Source organism: Streptomyces sp. NPDC044719 (assembly GCF_056433405.1).
The window spans coordinates 160,014-177,423 of the sequence record NZ_JBWKHE010000002.1 but is presented as its reverse complement, the minus strand read 5'-3'; the positions used below and the strand labels follow the sequence as shown (position 1 = coordinate 177,423).

15 protein-coding genes are annotated in these 17,410 nt (G+C 71.1%); 6 read left to right on the top strand and 9 right to left on the bottom strand.

Annotation, left to right across the window (positions count from 1 at the left end):
• The first annotated feature begins 103 nt into the window (after nt 1-103).
• The 3 genes from AC07DF_RS07450 (at nt 104) to rpmF (ending at nt 2,418) form a co-directional block, all read left to right on the top strand.
• Nucleotides 104-550 carry a DUF485 domain-containing protein gene (locus AC07DF_RS07450; protein ID WP_478969440.1) on the top strand — a complete coding sequence of 149 codons (447 nt, stop codon included), beginning with the start codon at nt 104-106 and terminating at the stop codon, nt 548-550.
• Entirely contained in the window at nt 547-2,142 is a 1,596-nt protein-coding gene (locus tag AC07DF_RS07445; protein WP_478969438.1) for a sodium/solute symporter, read from the top strand. The genes AC07DF_RS07450 and AC07DF_RS07445 overlap by 4 nt, the downstream gene beginning before the upstream one ends.
• A 105-nt stretch (nt 2,143-2,247) precedes the next feature.
• Complete coding sequence (rpmF, locus tag AC07DF_RS07440) at nt 2,248-2,418, top strand: 50S ribosomal protein L32 (RefSeq protein WP_104786949.1); 171 nt, start codon at nt 2,248-2,250, stop codon at nt 2,416-2,418.
• Here the strand turns inward: rpmF and AC07DF_RS07435 are convergent.
• On the bottom strand, nt 2,401-3,111 hold the full coding sequence (locus AC07DF_RS07435; protein ID WP_478967877.1) for a nucleotidyltransferase domain-containing protein: 711 nt from the start codon (nt 3,109-3,111) through the stop codon (nt 2,401-2,403). The two genes, rpmF and AC07DF_RS07435, sit on opposite strands and share 18 nt — an antisense overlap.
• Before the next feature lie 131 nt (nt 3,112-3,242).
• On the opposite strand from AC07DF_RS07435, the gene AC07DF_RS07430 reads away from it, so the two are divergent.
• Entirely contained in the window at nt 3,243-4,229 is a 987-nt protein-coding gene (locus tag AC07DF_RS07430) for an LLM class flavin-dependent oxidoreductase (RefSeq protein ID WP_478967875.1), read from the top strand.
• Nucleotides 4,230-4,239: 10 nt separating this feature from the next.
• Nucleotides 4,240-6,600, top strand: coding sequence for an excinuclease ABC subunit UvrA (locus AC07DF_RS07425; RefSeq protein WP_478967873.1), 2,361 nt, complete (start codon nt 4,240-4,242; stop codon nt 6,598-6,600).
• Between the two features lie 27 nt (nt 6,601-6,627).
• On the opposite strand, the gene AC07DF_RS07420 is transcribed toward AC07DF_RS07425, so the two are convergent.
• The 6 genes from AC07DF_RS07420 to AC07DF_RS07395 all read right to left on the bottom strand — a co-directional run bounded on the left by AC07DF_RS07420 (nt 6,628) and on the right by AC07DF_RS07395 (nt 13,165).
• Entirely contained in the window at nt 6,628-7,803 is a 1,176-nt protein-coding gene (locus AC07DF_RS07420) for an alanine--tRNA ligase-related protein (RefSeq protein ID WP_478967871.1), read from the bottom strand.
• Nucleotides 7,804-7,909: 106 nt separating this feature from the next.
• Nucleotides 7,910-8,842: a lysophospholipid acyltransferase family protein gene (locus AC07DF_RS07415; RefSeq protein WP_478967869.1), complete on the bottom strand. Its 933-nt coding sequence runs from the start codon at nt 8,840-8,842 to the stop codon at nt 7,910-7,912.
• The gene (locus AC07DF_RS07410; protein WP_478967866.1) at nt 8,842-9,609 is read right to left on the bottom strand and encodes a GNAT family N-acetyltransferase; all 768 of its coding nucleotides are present in this window, start codon (nt 9,607-9,609) and stop codon (nt 8,842-8,844) included. Before AC07DF_RS07410 ends, AC07DF_RS07415 begins: the two co-directional genes overlap by 1 nt.
• A 187-nt stretch (nt 9,610-9,796) precedes the next feature.
• Nucleotides 9,797-10,546 (bottom strand): succinate dehydrogenase/fumarate reductase iron-sulfur subunit, encoded by a 750-nt coding sequence (locus AC07DF_RS07405; RefSeq protein ID WP_478967864.1) that lies wholly within the window; start codon nt 10,544-10,546, stop codon nt 9,797-9,799.
• Nucleotides 10,543-12,492 (bottom strand): fumarate reductase/succinate dehydrogenase flavoprotein subunit, encoded by a 1,950-nt coding sequence (locus AC07DF_RS07400; RefSeq protein WP_478967862.1) that lies wholly within the window; start codon nt 12,490-12,492, stop codon nt 10,543-10,545. The genes AC07DF_RS07405 and AC07DF_RS07400 overlap by 4 nt, the downstream gene beginning before the upstream one ends.
• Nucleotide 12,493: 1 nt before the next feature.
• Nucleotides 12,494-13,165 carry a succinate dehydrogenase gene (locus AC07DF_RS07395; protein WP_478969436.1) on the bottom strand — a complete coding sequence of 224 codons (672 nt, stop codon included), beginning with the start codon at nt 13,163-13,165 and terminating at the stop codon, nt 12,494-12,496.
• A 118-nt stretch (nt 13,166-13,283) separates the two neighbouring features.
• On the opposite strand from AC07DF_RS07395, the gene AC07DF_RS07390 reads away from it, so the two are divergent.
• The gene (locus AC07DF_RS07390) at nt 13,284-14,168 is read left to right on the top strand and encodes a LysR family transcriptional regulator (RefSeq protein WP_478967860.1); all 885 of its coding nucleotides are present in this window, start codon (nt 13,284-13,286) and stop codon (nt 14,166-14,168) included.
• Nucleotides 14,169-14,292: 124 nt separating this feature from the next.
• On the opposite strand, the gene AC07DF_RS07385 is transcribed toward AC07DF_RS07390, so the two are convergent.
• Entirely contained in the window at nt 14,293-16,437 is a 2,145-nt protein-coding gene (locus AC07DF_RS07385; protein WP_478967858.1) for a putative bifunctional diguanylate cyclase/phosphodiesterase, read from the bottom strand.
• Nucleotides 16,434-17,246 carry an SAM-dependent methyltransferase gene (locus tag AC07DF_RS07380; protein WP_478967856.1) on the bottom strand — a complete coding sequence of 271 codons (813 nt, stop codon included), beginning with the start codon at nt 17,244-17,246 and terminating at the stop codon, nt 16,434-16,436. The genes AC07DF_RS07385 and AC07DF_RS07380 overlap by 4 nt, the downstream gene beginning before the upstream one ends.
• Between the last annotated feature and the right edge of the window lie 164 nt (nt 17,247-17,410).

The following is a 17,410-nucleotide window of genomic DNA, read 5'->3' as shown; positions in this document are numbered from 1 at the left end:
CCCTCACCATGTCCGGCGCCCCTCCACCCTGCTCGGAGGCCGGGCGCGCCACATGTCCGACGGGGTCGAGTGCGGGGCACGAAGCAGCGAAGAAGGTGCGCCTGTGCCCGAATTCCCACCGCGGCGGGAAGATACTCCCACATTCCCGCTTCCGCACATCGAACACACACCGCCGTCTCGTATATCCGACCATCCCGAATTTCACTCATTGCGTCGCGCGCAGCGCCGGTTCGGCGCCCGGGCGACGGTCCTGTCCGCCGGCGGATTCCTGCTGTATGTGCTGCTGTCGAGTTTTGTTCCCGCGGTGATGAACCAGCCGCTGTTCGGCCACCTCACAATCGGACTCACCCTCGGCCTCGGGCAGTTCGTCATCATGGGCGTGACCGCCTGGTGCTACGTCCGGCACATGCGCGGCCGGGTCGATCCGCTCGCCCGCGGCCTCAGGTCCCGTCAGTTCGAGAACGACAGCCGCCGCGCCCGTTCGGCCACGGCGCCCCAGGGCGCCGGACAGCCCCTCCAGCACGGCACGAGGGGGTTCCGTACGTGGTGAGGACCGCCGCCGCCATCGACGACAGCAGCCTGCAGCTGACGTTCGTCCTGTTCCTGACCGTCGTCGTGATCACCCTGTTCACGGCACTGCTGACCGCACCTCAGCGTGACGAGATCAGCGAGTTCTACCTCGGAAACCGCGCCATGTCGCCGTTGCGCAACGGCCTGGCCATGTGCGGCGACTACCTGTCCGCCGCCACCCTGCTGGGCAGCACCGGACTGGTCGCCCTGACCGGGTACGACGGACTGATGTACCTCGGCGGCACCACCGTCGCCTGGATGATGGTGCTGCTGCTGATCGCCGAACCCCTGCACCGCACGGGCAAGTTCACGCTGGGCGACACGGTGGCGCTGCGCCTGCCCCGGCAGCAGCGGCCGGTGCGGGTCGCGCTCGCGGTCTGCATCCTGGCCATCGCGACGCTCTATCTGGTGGCCCAACTCGTCGGCAGCGTCGCACTGCTGACGCAGTTCACCGGAGCTCCGAGCGCCACCACCCGCACTCTGTGCGTGGCCGTGATCGGCACCTTCGTGATTCTGTACGCCTCCCTCGGCGGCATGCCGGGCGCCACGGTCATCCAGATCATCAAGGCCGTGATGCTGGTGGCCGGCGTGCTGTTCACCGCGGGCTGGGTGCTGCACCACTTCGACTGGAACCCCAACGCCCTGCTGGAGAGGGCGTCCGAACGCAGCGGTGCCGGCCTGAGCTTCCTCGAACCCGGGCTGCGCTACGGCGGGACCGTCAGCAACAAGCTGGACTTCTTCAGCCTCGAACTGGCCATCGTCCTCGGCCTCGCCGCGCTCCCGCACGTACTGATGCGGCTGCTCGCCCCGCGCAAGAGCGGCGTGCTGCGCTCCTCCCTCCTGTGGGCCGTCGGTCTGGTCGGCGCGGTCTGTTTCGGGGCCGGCATCCTCGGCCTCGGCGCCACCGCGCTCCTCGGCCGGGACACCATCGAGAACACGGACCGCACCGGCAACGCCTCCGTCCTGCTGCTCGCCCACGAACTGGGCGGCAGTGTGCTCACCGCGCTGCTGACCTGCCTGGCCTATCTGACCCTGCTCGCCGTGGCGGTGGGCCTCACCCTGGCGGCGGCCTCGTCCCTCGCGCACGACCTGTACAGCGAGGTGATCCGCAAGGGCCGGGCCAGTGAGACGGAGGAACTGACCGTGGCCCGGCTGTCCGGAGCGGTCATCGGCATCCTCGGCATCCTGCTGGCCCTCGTCGCCTGGGGGGCGAACACCGCGACGCTCGCCTTCCTCGCCTTCGCCATCGCGGCGTCCGCGATCCTGCCGACGATCATCTACACCCTTTTCTGGCGGCGCTTCACGGCGAAGGGGGCACTGCTCAGCCTCTACGGCGGCCTGGCCTGTTCCGTCCTGCTCGCCGTGTTCTCCCCCGTCGTCTCCTCCGCCCCGGCCTCCTTCTACCCCGACGTCGACTTCGCCTGGTTCCCGCTCCAGAACCCGGGCATCGTCTCCATCCCCGCGGGCTTCCTGCTGGGCTGGCTCGGCACGGTGCTGGACAAGGGCCCGGCCGAGGAGAGCAGCGTGCACGAGGAGTTCGAGGTGCGGATGCTCGTGGGCGCCGACGACTGACCCGCCCCGGGAGGCCTCGGCGAACGGGCACCGGGGACGCACATTGTTAATGGGATCCATTTTCATGTAGCGTCCTCGGTGCCCGACCACCGAGGAGGAGTCCCCATGGCTGTCCCGAAGCGGAAGATGTCCCGCAGCAACACCCGCCACCGCCGCGCCCAGTGGAAGGCGGCCACCCCGGCACTGGTACCGGTCACCGTCGACGGCGTCCGCCACCTCGTACCGCAGAACCTGGTCAAGGCCTACGAGCGTGGGCTGCTACGCCCGGACGGCTGAGCTCGCGGCCTCCGCGTAGAAGTGCGCGCGGACCCGGCGCAGCCATGCCTCGACCGGTGCCTCGTCGGGTACGTCGGGCAGCGCCGTGGGGCCGGCGTCGAAGGCGGCCTCGTAGTGTCTGAGCAGGGGCAGCGCGGCAGACGGGTCGGCGGCGACGCGCTCCCCGAAGGCGTGGTACTCCTCCGGGTTCTCGACGCGGATCGTCAGCCGCCCGGTGGTATAGAGCTCCAGGCCCTGCCCGCACAGCCGCTTGAGATGCCGGGCGTGCTTCGCGGTGCGCTTGCGGGTGTCCGCGGAGAACGAGCCGTCGCCGCGCGTCTCGAGCCGCCGGAACTGCTGGGTGGCGTAGCCGAGGTAGGCGTCCCGGACGCGTTTGGCGCACAGGAAGGCCGTACGGATGCCGATGAGCTCGTCGCCGAGCGGGGTCCGCACCTCGTACAGCTCGTTGGGGAGCCACACCAGCTCCATCGCGGTCGGATTGCCGCCCAGGGCGAGCCGGCACCATTTGGCGGCCTCGTGCAGCGTGCTGTCCGGCGCCGTGCTGACGTGGGACTCCTTGGGCCGGCGCAGACCGTGCAGCTCCGCTGTGGGCGCCGCGAAGATGCCGAGGCGGTCGATGTCGGAACCCTCGCGGGCGAGTCCGTACGCGGTCGATCCGACGATGCCGGAGAGCAGGACGTTGGGGACGGTCACGGTCGGCCGCCTTTCACTACGGGATACCGGGCCATTGTCCTGACCTGCCAGGACACGGTCACCCGGTTTTCCGGCGGTGGCCCCCGAGCGGCGGCGGAATACCGGCGGCCCCGAGCGGCGTAGAACCTCGTATGGAACCAGTACGCCTGTCCGTCCTCGACCGCTCCCGCACCCGCGAGGGCCACACCCACCCCGAGGCGCTGCGGGACACCGTGCGGCTGGCGGGGGAGCTGGAGCGGCTGGGCTACCACCGGGTCTGGGTGTCGGAGCATCACGGAGTTCCCGGGGTCGCCGGTTCCGCGCCGACCGTGCTGGCCGCCGCCGTGGCCGCCGCGACGCGGACGATCCGGGTGGGCACCGGCGGGGTGATGCTGCCCAATCACCGGCCGCTGGTCGTGGCCGAGCAGTTCGGGGTGCTGGAGTCGCTGTTCCCCGGGCGGATCGACATGGGCCTTGGCCGGTCCGTCGGTTTCACGGACGGGGTGCGCAGGGCCCTGGGCCGCGACAAGGACGACGCCGATGACTTCGAGGACCAGCTGCGGGAGCTGCTCGGCTGGTTCCGGGGCACCTCCCCCACCGGGGTCCATGCCCGCCCCGCCGAGGGGCTGACCGTGCCGCCGTTCGTCCTGGCCATGGGCGAGGGCGCCGGCATCGCCGCCCGCGCGGGCCTGCCCATGGTCATCGGCGATCTCCGCAACCGGGAGAAGATGCGGCGTGGCATCGACCACTACCGCGAGCACTTCCGCCCCTCCGCCTGGGCGCCGGAGCCGTACGTCGTCGTCTCGGGCACCATCGCCGTGGCCGCCACCCCCGAGGAGGCCCGGCGGCTGCTGGTCCCGGAGGCCTGGGCGATGGCGTACTCCCGTACTCACGGCACCTTCCCTCCCCTGTCGCCCGCCGAGCGCGTGGGGGCGCTCACGATGACCGGCAAGGAGCGCGGCTTCTACGAGGCAGGCCTCGCCGGTCATGTCGCCGGCACCGAGGAGCAGGTGGCCGATGAGCTTCAGACGCTGCTGAAGGAGACGGGCGCCCAGGAGGTCCTGGTCACCACCAGCACGTACGACCGCGAGGCCCTGCTGGACTCCTACCGGCGGCTGGCCGCGATCGCCCCCGGTTAGAGTCCTGCTCATGCACGACCCCCACACCTCCCACGACCCCTACGTCCGCGTCCGTGGCGCCCGCGAGCACAACCTCCAGGGCATCGACGTCGACATCCCCCGGGACGTGCTGGCCGTGTTCACCGGCGTGTCCGGCTCGGGCAAGTCGTCGCTGGCGTTCGGCACGATCTACGCCGAGGCCCAGCGGCGCTACTTCGAGTCCGTCGCGCCGTACGCGCGCCGGCTGATCCACCAGGTCGGCGCGCCGAAGGTCGGGGAGATCACCGGCCTGCCGCCGGCCGTCTCGCTCCAGCAGCGCCGCGCCGCCCCCACCTCGCGCTCCTCCGTCGGCACCGTCACCAACCTCTCCAACTCCCTGCGCATGCTGTTCTCCCGGGCCGGCACCTACCCGCCCGGCGCCGAGCGCCTCGACTCCGACGCGTTCTCGCCCAACACGGCGGCCGGGGCCTGCCCGGAGTGCCACGGGCTCGGGCAAGTGCACCGTACGAGCGAGGAGTCGCTGGTCCCCGACCCGTCGCTGTCGATCCGCGAGGGCGCGATCGCCGCGTGGCCGGGCGCCTGGCAGGGCAAGAACCTGCGGGACATCCTCGACGCGCTCGGCCACGACGTGGACCGGCCGTGGCGGGAGCTTCCCGCCGCGGCCCGGGAGTGGATCCTGTTCACGGACGAGCAGCCGGTGGTCACCGTGCACCCGGTGCGGGACGCGGACCGCATCCAGCGGCCGTACCAGGGCACGTACATGAGCGCCCGGCGGTACGTGATGAAGACCTTCTCGGACTCCAAGAGTCCCACCCTGCGGACGAAGGCCGAACGGTACCTGACCAGTGCGCCCTGCCCGGCCTGCGGCGGCAGCAGGCTGCGTCCCGAGGCGATGGCGGTGACGTTCGGCGGCCGGACCATCGCGGAGCTGGCGGCGCTGCCGCTGGTGGAGCTGGCCGCCGGTCTCGACGCGACGTCGGAGACCGCCCGGGTCCTCACCGGCGACCTCACCTCCCGGATCGCACCGGTCGTCGAGCTGGGCCTCGGCTACCTCAGCCTCGACCGGCCCACCCCCACCCTCTCGGCCGGCGAACTGCAGCGCCTGCGCCTCGCCACCCAGCTGCGCTCCGGCCTGTTCGGCGTCGTCTACGTCCTCGACGAGCCGTCGGCCGGGCTGCACCCGGCGGACACCGAGGCGCTGCTCACGGTGCTGGAGCGGCTGAAGTCGGCCGGGAACTCGGTGTTCGTGGTGGAGCACCACCTGGATGTCGTACGCGGCGCCGACTGGCTGGTGGACGTGGGCCCCGACGCGGGCGAGCACGGCGGGCGGGTGCTGCACAGCGGCCCGGTGGCGGAACTGGCCGCCGTCGCGGACTCGGCGACGGCCCGCTACCTGTTCGACCGCTCCCCCGCCCCGGCCCGGGAGGTCCGCGAACCGAGCGGGTGGCTGAGGACCGGCCCGGTCACCCGGCACAACCTGCGGGGCGTGACCGCCGACTTCCCGCTCAACGTGTTCACCGCCGTCACGGGGGTGTCCGGTTCGGGCAAGTCCACGCTCCTCGGTGAGATCACCGAGGACAGGGCGGACACGGCGGGGGTGGGCCGGCTGGTCTCGGTCGACCAGAGGCCGATCGGGCGCACCCCGCGTTCGAACCTCGCGACCTACACCGGACTCTTCGACGTGGTGCGCAAGGTGTTCGCGGCGACGGACGGCGCCCTCGAACGCGGCTTCGGTGTCGGCCGGTTCTCCTTCAACGTGGCGGGCGGGCGCTGTGAGACCTGCCAGGGCGAGGGGTTCGTCAGCGTGGAGCTGCTGTTCCTGCCGAGCACGTACGCGCCCTGCCCGGACTGCGGCGGGGCACGGTACAACCCCGCGACGCTGGAGGTGACGTACCGGGGACGGAACATCGCGCAGGTGCTGGACCTGACGGTGGAGAGCGCTGCGGAGTTCTTCGCGGACACCCCGGTTGTGGCCCGCAGCCTCGGCACCCTGCTGGACGTGGGTCTCGGCTATCTGCGCCTCGGCCAGCCCGCGACCGAACTGTCCGGCGGCGAGGCGCAGCGCATCAAGCTGGCGAGCGAGCTGCAGCGCGGCCGACGGGGCCACACGCTCTACCTCCTCGACGAGCCGACGACCGGTCTCCACCCGGCCGACGTGGACGTCCTGATGCGCCAGTTGCACGGTTTGGTCGACGCCGGGCACACGGTGATCGTCGTCGAGCACGACATGTCCGTCGTCGCACGTGCCGACTGGGTGATCGACCTCGGCCCGGGCGGCGGCGACGCGGGCGGCCGGATCGTGGCGGCGGGACCGCCCGCGCAGGTGGCCCGGGCGGAGCCGGGCGCCACGGCACGGTATCTGGGCCGGGCGCTCGGCTCGGGCCCGTCGTAGACGGCCGACGGGCCCGGTCACAGCCGGTCAGCGGGCGGCGAGCAGACCGGCGACGAGGTCCCGGGGCAGGCCGTGGGTGTCGTGGAGGTAGCCGTAGTCCTCTTCGCTGAGCGGTCCCTGGTATTCGGGCCGGGACAGCAGGCGCCTTCCCCGTTCGAGGAGCCTGCCGAACCGCTGTTCCTCGTCGAGGAGGACCTCCCGGACGAGGTCCCGGCCGGCGGACTGGCGGAAGTGGTCGAGGGTGTGCTCGATCGGCTCCGGGGGCAGGTCGGCGAGGGTGCGGGAGGAGTCGCCGCGCCCGAGTGTGGTCAGGAGACGGCGGATCAGCCGGCGCAGGACGTAGCCGCGGCCGGTGTTCGAGGGCCGTACGCCGTCACCGAGCACGACGATGCCGGCGCGCAGGTGGTCGCTGACCAGACGGGTCGACGGGCCGTCCAGGCCCCACAGCGAGGGCACGGTCCGCATCCACGGTTCGAAGACGTCCGTGTCGTAGACCGACCGGTGCCCCTGCAGTACGGCGACCAGGCGTTCCAGCCCCATGCCCGTGTCGACGCCGGGCTGTCGCAGGGGGACGAGAGTGCCGTCGGTGTGGCGCTCGTAGCGCATGTGGACGTGGTTCCAGAGCTCGGTCCAGCGCGGGTCGGTGCCGGGGGTGCCCCGGGGCGGGGTGCCGGGCTCGCCGGTCCAGACGAAGATCTCCGAGTCGGGGCCGCACGGGCCGGCCGGGCCGTTGGACCACCAGTTCTCGTCCCCGGCCCGTTCCACCGGCAGCCCCAGGTTCTCCCAGACGCGCAGCGATTCGGTGTCGGGGCCGACCTGGTCGGATCCGCCGAAGACCGTGACGTGCAGCCGCTCGTGCGGGATGCCGAAACCGTCGCGCAGCAGTTCGTACCCCCAGCGGAGCGACTGGGCGTGGTCGTAGTCGCCCAGTGACCAGGAGCCGAGCATCTCGAACACCGTCAGATGTGTGGTGTCGCCGATCTCGTCCAGGTCGGTGGTGCGCAGGCAGCGCTGGAGGTTGACCAGCCGCCGCCCCTGCGGATGCGGGCGTCCCAGCAGGTACGGCGTGAGGGGCTGCATGCCGGCCGTGGTGAAGAGCACCGGGTCCGAGGGCGGGGGCAGCAGGGTGCTGCCGGTGACGAGCCGGTGCCCGCGCTCACGGAAGAAGTCGTTGAACGTCCGTACGGTCCGGTCCGTGTCCATGGTGGTCTCCTTGAGGTCAGGGGACCGGAACGAACCGCGTCGGGGAAGCCGGAGAGTACGGGGGTCCTGGCGGTCCGTTTCCGGCCGCCGGGAAGGGGTGACGAGGTCAGGCGTCGGCAGCCGGTGAGCTGGTCGCTCGCGCGGCTGCGGTCTCGGTGCGCTTGATGACCTCCATGGATGCGACGGTAACAGCGGGCGCGGGGACGGTCACCGGATTTTTCGCGCCGCCGTACGGCCGGGTCACCAGGGCGGCGTGTGTCCAGGCGGGCTGTGCGGGTGGCGCCGGCTGGGCGGCCCGGGCGAGCGAGCGCCGGTCGGGGTGGGCACCCGGGGGTATGACGGCCTGTACGTCGACGTCGGCCACCAGTCCGCGTGCCGACACCACACGCCAGACCGAGGCCGGCAGCGTGTCGTCGCCGACGAAGGCGGGCGCGGTGCTCGTGGACCCGCCGGCGATCCGGTACTGAAGGTGCACGGGCTGGACGGCGGCCCCCGCGTCCAGGGCGGCCTGGAAGACGGCCCGGCGGAAGACCCCCTGGGAGCGGCCGCACCAGGTGCTGCCCTCGGGGAAGACGCCGACGGCCCGGCCTTCGCGCAGCACCTCGGCGATGCGGGCGACGGTGCCCGGCAGGGCCCGCAGCCGGTCCCGGTCGATGAACAGGACGCCTCCGCGCGCGGCCAGCGGCCCGGCGACGGGCCACTGCCGCACCTCGGTCTTGGCCAGCATCCGGGCGGGACGTACGGCGGCCAGCAACGGGATGTCCAGCCAGGAGATGTGGTTGGCGACCAGCAGCAGTCCGCCGGTGGGGGCGGCGGCGCCGGTGACGCGGACCTGGACCCCTGCGGCCCGCACGATCCACCGGCACCACCGCCGGACCAGGGACGCCGGGATCCGTGCGCCGAACGGCGTCAGCACGATCCCGGCGAGGAGGAGCAGGACAACCGCGGTGAGCCGCAGCACGGCCCAGGGCACGGCCCTCGCCACCGGCTCGACACACGCCCGGGGCGTACAGGGCGCGAGGGGCAGCCAGGCGCTCATCAGGCCGGTACGAGGGAGAGGAAGTGGCGCAGGTAGCGCGAGTTGACCCGGCTCATCGGCAGCAGCACGTACAGGTCGGCCACGCCGAAGTCCGCATCGTGGGCCGGCTCGCCGCAGACCCAGGCGCCGAGGCGCAGGTAGCCGCGGAGCAGGGCGGGCAGTTCGACGCGGGCGGCGGGTGCGGGGCCCGGGATCCACGGCAGCAGCGGCTGGACGCGGTATTCCTGCGGCGACAGGTGCTTGTCGCGCACCCGGTCCCAGGTGGCGGAGGCGAGGGCGCCGCCGTCGGCGAGCGGGATGGAGCAGCAGCCGGCGAGCCACTCGTGGCCGCGGTCGACCATGTAGCGGGCGATACCGGCCCAGATGAGGCTGATGACCGCGCCATCACGGTGGTCGGGGTGCACACAGGAGCGGCCGACCTCGACGAGTTCCGGCCGGATCCCGCCGAGGGACGTCAGATCGAACTCGCTCTCGGAGTACAGCCGCCCGGCGACCGCCGCGCGCTCGGGCGGCAGCAGCCGGTAGGTGCCGACGACCTGGCCGGTCGTCTCCTCGCGGACGAGCAGGTGGTCGCAGTACGCGTCGAACGAGTCGACGTCCAGGCCCGGCTGCGGGCCGGTCAGCAGGGCGCCCAGCTCCCCTGCGAAGACATCGTGCCGCAGCCGCTGCGCGGCACGCACGTCCTCCTCGTTCCGGGCGAGGGCGACGGTGTAGCGGGTGGGGGCCGTGGGCTGCGCGGGACGGTCGACGGTCAGTACGCCGGTCATGGCTCTCTCCTGGTCACGGGCCGGAGGCGGCGAGCGGTGCCGCCGCCCACTGTTGTGCCCATGCCGCCTGACCACCGAGTAACCACTGCCAGGATCGCGGATGCCAGGAGATTGAATGCCAGAAGTGCGTGCCCCTCAGGGGCGCGGGGAACTGCGCGACCAGCCACAGTCAGCCCGCACCCGGCAACTAGCGCTTACCCACCCGCCGAGTGGCCCGCAACCACTCCTTGTTCATACCGGTGATGGACATCAGCGGAATTCCCTTGGGACAAGCCGTGGCACACTCCCCGGCGAGCGTGCACCCCCCGAACCCCTCCTCGTCCATCTGCTCCACCATGTCCAGGACCCGCGTCTCCCGCTCGGGCGCCCCCTGCGGCAGCGCATTGAGATGGTTGACCTTGGCGGACGTGAACAGCATCGCCGCCCCGTTCGGGCACGCGGCGACACACGCCCCGCATCCGATGCACTCGGCATGTTCGAAGGCGAAGTCGGCGTCCGGCTTCGGCACCGGCGTGGCGTGCGCTTCCGGAGCCGCGCCCGTCGGCGCTGTGATGTAGCCGCCGGCCTGGATGATCCGGTCGAAGGCGGACCGGTCCACGACCAGGTCCTTGATGACCGGGAAGGCGGACGCCCGCCACGGTTCGATGTCGATCGTGTCGCCGTCCTCGAAGGACCGCATGTGCAACTGGCAGGTCGTGGTGCGTTCCGGCCCGTGCGCGTCCCCGTTGATCACGAGGGAACAGGCGCCGCAGATGCCCTCGCGGCAGTCGTGGTCGAAGGCCACGGGGTCCTCACCCCGCAGGATGAGCTCCTCGTTGAGCGTGTCGAGCATCTCCAGGAAGGACATGTCGGGCGAGATGTCGTCCACCTGGTAGGTGGACATCGTGCCGTCGGCGTCGGCGTTCCGCTGCCGCCAGACGCGCAGGGTGAGCTTCATGCGTAGCTCCGCTGAGTGGGGTGGACGTACTCGAAGGCCAGGTCTTCCCTGTGCAGGGCCGGAGCCTCACCGGTGCCGGTGAACTCCCAGGCGGCCGCGTAGGCGAACTCCTCGTCCTTGCGTTCGGCCTCGCCGTCGGGCGTCTGGGACTCCTCGCGGAAGTGGCCGCCGCAGGACTCGGCGCGGTGCAGCGCGTCGAGGCACATCAGCTCGGCCAGCTCCAGGTAGTCGACGACGCGGTTGGCCTTCTCCAGCGACTGGTTGAACTCCTCGCCGGTGCCCGGCACCTTGATCCGCCGCCAGAACTCCTCCCGGATCTGCGGGATGCGCTCCAGGGCCTTGCGCAGGCCGGAGTCCGTGCGGGCCATGCCGCAGAATTCCCACATCAGCTCGCCGACCTCCCGGTGGAAGGAGTCGGGCGTGCGGTCGCCGTCGACGGCGAGGAGCAGGCTGATCCGGTCCTGGGTCTCGGCCAGCACCTCCTGGACGACGGGGTGTTCGTCGGTGACCGCGTCGTGGTGCGGGTTGCGGGCCAGGTAGTCGTTGATGGTCGCCGGGAGGACGAAGTAGCCGTCGGCCAGGCCCTGCATCAGCGCCGAGGCGCCGAGCCGGTTGGCGCCGTGGTCGGAGAAGTTGGCCTCGCCGATCGCGAACAGGCCGGGGACGGTGGTCTGCAGGTCGTAGTCCACCCACAGGCCGCCCATCGTGTAGTGCACGGCCGGGTAGATCCGCATCGGCACCTCGTACGGATCCTCGTCGGTGATCCGCTGGTACATGTCGAAGAGGTTGCCGTACTTGGCCTCGACGGCCTCGCGGCCCATCCGCGCGATCGCGTCGGCGAAGTCCAGGTACACGCCCTGGCCTCCGGGGCCGACGCCCCTGCCCTCGTCGCACACGTTCTTCGCGGCACGGGAGGCGATGTCTCGTGGCACGAGATTGCCGAAGGACGGATAGATGCGCTCCAGGTAGTAGTCGCGCTCGTCCTCGGGGATCTCGTTCGGGGGCCGCTGGTCCCCCTTCGCCTTCGGCACCCAGATACGCCCGTCGTTGCGCAGCGACTCGCTCATCAGCGTCAGCTTGGACTGGTGGTCGCCGGTGCGCGGGATGCAGGTGGGGTGGATCTGGGTGAAGCAGGGGTTGGCGAAGTAGGCGCCGCGCCGGTGGGCGCGCCAGATGGCGGTGGCGTTGGAGTTCATGGCGTTCGTCGACAGGTAGAAGACGTTGCCGTAGCCGCCGCTCGCGAGGACGACGGCGTCCGCGAAGTACGTGTCGATCTTGCCGGTGATCAGATCGCGGGCCACGATCCCGCGCGCCCGCCCGTCGACCACGATCAGGTCGAGCATCTCGGTACGCGGGTGCATCTCGATGTTCCCGGCGGCGATCTGCCGGCTGAGGGCCTGGTAGGCGCCGAGGAGGAGCTGCTGGCCCGTCTGGCCGCGGGCGTAGAACGTGCGCGACACCTGGACGCCGCCGAAGGAGCGGGTGTCGAGCAGCCCGCCGTACTCACGGGCGAACGGGACGCCCTGGGCCACGCACTGGTCGATGATCTCGACGGAGATCTGGGCGAGCCGGTGGACGTTGGACTCGCGGGCCCGGAAGTCGCCGCCCTTGACGGTGTCGTAGAACAGCCGGTGGATGGAGTCGCCGTCGTTGCGGTAGTTCTTCGCGGCGTTGATGCCGCCCTGCGCGGCGATGGAGTGGGCGCGGCGCGGGGAGTCCTGGTAGCAGAACTGGACGACGTGGTAGCCCTGTTCGGCGAGGGTGGCGCCCGCGGAGCCGCCGGCCAGGCCCGTCCCGACCACGATCACCGTGTGCTTGCGCCGGTTGGCGGGGTTGACCAGCTTGGCCTCGAAGCGGCGCTTGTCCCAGCGCTCGGCCACGGGCCCGGCGGGGGCTTTGGTGTCGACGACCGGTTCGCCGGTCGTGTACTCGGCGTAGGTTGACATGTCAGCTCACCAATCCGGTCATGACGCCCACGGGTACGGCGATGAAGCCGGCGGTGAGCAGCAGCGCGAGGATGTCGGCCGTGGCCTTCAGGGCGCGGTCGCGGCTGCGGCTGCCGGCGCCGAGGGTCTGGGCGGCGCTCCAGAAGCCGTGCCGGATGTGCAGGCCGAGCGCGAGCATCGCGACGATGTAGATGACGTTGCCGTACCAGGTGGAGAAGGTGTCCACGACGTTCTGGTACGGACGGCCCTCCTGGAAGCCGCCGGAATGCACGGTACCGGTCGTCAGGTCCAGGATGTGCCAGACGATGAACAGCCCGAGGATGATGCCGCCCCAGCGCATGGTGCGCGTGGCGTAGGAGGCCCGGGGCTTCTTGTGCACGTACTTGCTGGGCCGTGCCCTGATGTCGCGGCGGCTGAGCTGGTACGCCGAGGTGGCGTGCGCGACGACGGCGACGACCAGCACGATCCGGACGAGCCAGAGCGTCCACTCGTAGTGCATGAACGGCTCGCCGACGACCCGCAGCCAGTGCGCGTAGTCGTTGAACTCGCCGGCCCCGAAGAAGATCTTCAAATTTCCGATCATGTGGACGACCAAGTACAGCAGCATGATCAGCCCGCTGACCGCCATCACGGTCTTCTTGCCGAGGGTGGAGTCCCACACGGTGCGTGCCAGGGACGGCCGTCGGTCCGTCCGCGTTGCCAGAGCCATGGCCAGAACGCTACGGACGCACGGCCGATCGGTCCAAGACATGGTCCGGCTTGATTCCATAGGCCAGGGCTATCGTACGAGTATGCAGTTCCAGCAGCTCCAGTACTTCGTGGCCGTCGCCGAGACCCGGCACTTCACCCGGGCCGCCGATCTGGTCCATGTCGCGCAGCCCTCGTTGTCGCAGCAGATCAAGGCGCTGGAGCGGGAACTGGGCGCGGACCTGTTCCGGCGCGCACGCGGCAACATCACGCTCACGGACGCCGGTGAGGCGCTGCTGCCCCTGGCCCGGCGGATCCTGGCCGACGCGGACACGGCACGGCAGGAGGTGCAGGAGCTGGCGCAGCTGCGGCGGGGGCGGGTGCGGCTGGGGGCGACGCCGAGTGTGTGCACGGGGCTGCTGCCGGATGTGCTGCGCGCGTTCCATGATCGCTACCCGGGGATCCGGCTGCTGATCGAGGAGGGCGGCTCCCATGATCTGGTGCGGGAGCTGGCGCGGGGTGCGCTGGACCTGGCGCTGGTCGTGCTGCCGCTGCCGACGCCGTCGCCGGCGCTGACCACGGTGGAGCTGCTGCGGGAGGATCTTGTGGTGGTCTCCTCACCCGACGCGGCGAGGCCCGGCGGGGGTCGGCGTACCGTGCGCGTCGCCGATCTGGAGGGTGAGCGGCTGGTGATGTTCCGGCACGGGTACGACCTGCGGGAACTGACGGTGGCCGCGTGCCGTGCGGAGGGCTTCGAGCCGGACTTCGCGGTGGAGGGTGGGGAGATGGATGCGGTGCTGGGGTTTGTGCGGGCCGGGTTGGGGGTGGCTGTCGTACCGCGGATGGTGGCGGCGAGGTCGGGTCGCGGGCTGCGGGTCACTCCGCTGGCGCGGCCCGGGCTTCATCGCACGATTGCCTTGGCGCATCGTAGTGATGTGGCTCCGCCTCGGGCCGCTCGGGAGTTGCAGCGGATGTTGCTTGAGCGATGAGGCGGTTTTGGGGGCGCCGTTGTGTGTGAGCACCGTTCAAGGGCGCGGGTTGTGTGTGGCTGGTCGCGCCCACGCGGCGGAGCCGCACATTCATACAGCCCCGCGCCCCTGAGGGCATGACCCCCTACCCCGTCGCGTCCACCAGGGCCAGTTCGTGCAGGCGCTCCGGGGGGCCCGGCCTTGCGTAGTACCAGCCCTGGGCCGTGTCGCAGCCCAGGATGCGGAGTTGCTCGGCCTGGGCGCCCGTTTCCACGCCCTCGACCGTGACCGCGAGGTCCAGACTGTGGGCCAGGGAGACGATTCCCTCGACGATCTTGAGGTCGACGGGGTCGGCCGGGAACTGCTGCATGCTCTGGGTGAAGGAGCGGTCCAGTTTCAGGATGCTGACGGGCAGCCGACGGAGGTTGGCGAGGTTGGAGTAGCCCGTGCCGAAGTCGTCCAGGGCGATGTCGACGCCCATCTCCGCCAGCCGGCGCAACGGCTTCAGCAGGTCGTCGTCCGCGCCGATCAGCGCCGACTCCGTGACCTCCAGGCAGAGCGCGTCCGGTTCGATGCCCGTGCGCTCCAGGATGTCGACGGTGTCCTGCACCAGACCGGGGTGGGTCAGCTGGCAGGGCGAGAGGTTGACGTTGATCCGCAGCGGGCCGACGGCCTCGGCGCCGCCGTGCAGTTCCCGCCACTCGCGGGCCTGCCGTACGGACTGTTCCAGCACCCAGCGGCCCAGCGGCACGATCAGCCCGGTGTGCTCGGCGAGCGGGATGAAGCGGTCCGGGCCGAGCACACCGTGCTGCGGGTGCAGCCAGCGCACCAGGGCCTCGGCTCCCCGGACGCTGCCGTCGCCGAGGTGGACCAGCGGCTGGTACTCGATGAAGAACTCGCCCCGCTCCAGCGCGGTGGGCAGGGCCGTGGTCAGTCCGTGCCGGGTGATGGCGCGGGCGTCCGCCTCCGGGTCGGCGAGTTCGAAGCGGTTGCCGCCCGCCGACTTGGCCCGGTACATGGTGATGTCCGCGCTGCGCAGCACCTCGGCCGGGCTGCGCTCCCCGGCCGGGCCCTCGACGATGCCGATGCTGCCGCGCACGGTCAGCTCCCGGCCGTCGACGCTGATCGGCGCGAGCAGCGCGTTCATGATGCGGCCGGCGAGTTCGTCGACCTCGCGCTGGGTGTCGCGGCCGGTGGTCAGCGCCACGAACTCGTCGCCGCCGAGCCGGGCGACCATCTCGCCGGGCGCGGTGGCGCAGGACTGCAGCCGGTCGGCGACCTCCACCAGCAGCCGGTCGCCGGCCGCGTGGCCCAGGCTGTCGTTGACGGTCTTGAAGCCGTCCAGGTCGAGGTAGCACAGACCGAACCGCTGGCCTTCCCCCGCTCCCAGTGCCTTCTCCAGGCGCTCGAAGAAGAAGGTGCGGTTCGGCAGGCCGGTCAGCGCGTCGTGCGTGGCCTCGTAGCGCAGCCTCAGGTTGAGCAGCCGCCGCTCGGTGGTGTCCTCCATGAGGGCGAGCTGATACTGCGGTTCGCCGTCGGCGTCGCGCAGCAGGGAGACCGTCAGATTGGTCCACAGGACCGTTCCGTCAGGGCGGTAGAACGCCTTCTCCAGGTGGTAGTGCTCACGCTCGCCACGTACGAGCTCGTCGTAGAGCCGCCAGGTCTGCGGCGCGTCGTCGGGGTGGGTCCACTCCCTGACGTTGCGGCTGCGCAACGCCTGCCCGGAGATCCCGAACATGCGCAGCAGCGCGCCGTTGACCTGGAGGATGTTGCCTTCGAGGTCGGCCATGCCGATGCCTATGGCCGCGCCCTCGAAGACCGCCCGGAACCGGGCCTCGCTCGCGTGCAGGGCCTGCGCCACCACGCCCTGCGCCTGGAGGGCCGCCTCGGCGATGGCCTCCTGTTCGGCCAACGTCCGCTCGCGCAGCGCCCGGGCGAAGCCGGCGGACATCGCGTGCTGGAGTCGCGCGCAGCGCGCCCGCAGGTCCTCCTGGTCGCCGTCGCCACCGCAGTACAGCACCAGGTAGGCGTCCACGCAGTCCAGGGTGTGGCTGAGTGCCTCGGGGTCGGTGCAGTGCGCGTCGACGAGGGCGGCGCCCACGGCCTTGCCCTCGTCGGAGTCGAAGGCCCGGGCCACCAGCGCCTCGCTCAGCCGACGGGCCAGCGGCAGCAGTTGCTCCTCGAACTCCGGGCGGGTCGACGACGTCGAGGTCACCGGGTAGACCGCCCGGCTCCAGATCGTCGCGAATCTGCGCAGTCTGTCCTCCGGCCCGTCCGGTTCCGCGATCACGCCGTACGCCCCACGCCCGCGAAACCGGAGAACGCATACGGATCCTCGTCCTCCGGTGCGGTGTCGGGCCGCCAGCTCGGCATCGCCACCAGTCCGGGTTCCACCATGTCGTACCCCTCGAAGAACCGCGCGATCTCCTCGCGCGAGCGCATGATCAGCGGATTGCGGATCTCCTCGTACACGTCCACCGCACCCCCGGCCCGCTCCGGCGGCAGCGGGATCCCCTCGTAGGAGGCATGGGTGAGCACGAGCAGGCTGCCGGGCGCGAGCGCGTCCCGCAGCTCTGCCACCGCCCCGTACGGGTCGTCCTCGTCTTCCACGAAGTGAAGTATGGCAACGAGGAGCAGAGCCACTGGCCGATTCAGGTCGATCAGCCGCTCCACCTCGGGGCTGCCCAGGATGTCCTGGGGCTTGCGGAGATCCGCGGCGACGACGCCCGCGCCGTCGTTGCCCTCCAGGACCGCCTGGCTGTGCGCCACGGCCACCGGGTCGTGGTCGACGTACACCACGCGCGCGTCCGGACTGGCGGCCTGGGCCACCTCGTGCACATTGCCGAAGGTGGGGATGCCGGAGCCGATGTCCAGGAACTGGGTGATGCCCTCGTCGGCCGCGTAGCGCACGGCGCGGCGCATGAACGCCCGGTTCGCCTGCATGATCTTGGGGAGTCCCGGCAGGAACTCCATGGCCCGGCGGGCCGCTTCCCGGTCGACCTCGAAGTTGTGCGATCCGCCCAGATAGAAGTCGTACATCCGGGAAACGGAGGGCACCGAGATGTCGATGCTCCGTGGGGCCCAGGCGGGACGCTCCATCTATCTCTCCAAGGCGTAGGCGATCCGGTGTTCGAGCAGAGGCTACTGATCGCCCGCCAATGGAGCGACCCGAAACGGAAATTGACCATCCGTTCCCGGTCACTGCCTGCGGCACGTGCCGAATTGATACCCGCCCGCATACCCTTCGAACATATGACCAACCG